Origin of the sequence: Streptomyces wedmorensis (assembly GCF_000716445.1) — a bacterium.
In the GTDB taxonomy this organism is placed as follows: Bacteria; Actinomycetota; Actinomycetes; order Streptomycetales; family Streptomycetaceae; genus Streptomyces; species Streptomyces wedmorensis.
Genome location: NZ_JNWK01000232.1, coordinates 1 through 218, shown reverse-complemented (window position 1 = coordinate 218; position 218 = coordinate 1). Strand labels below are relative to the sequence as shown.

Here is a 218-nt window from a genome sequence, read left to right as displayed (position 1 = left end):
TGGACGACGGTGTCGTGTCGGCGCTGACCGCGGAGCGGGTGGCGGCGGTGTTCCGGCCGAAGGTGGACGCGGTGCTGAATCTGCACGAGTTGACGCGTGGGCTGGATCTGGCGGCGTTCGTGCTGTTCTCGTCGGCGGCGGGTTCGTTCGAGTCGCCGGGGCAGGCGAACTACGCGGCGGCCAACGCCTTCCTGGACGCGCTCGCGCAGCACCGCCGT

At 71.1% G+C, this 218-nt stretch carries 1 protein-coding gene; it reads left to right on the top strand.

Features of this window, described 5'->3' with window-relative positions; all coding sequences use genetic code 11:
* On the top strand, positions 1–218 hold a 218-nt coding region (locus OO54_RS41225), incomplete at both ends, for a KR domain-containing protein (RefSeq protein ID WP_033213034.1).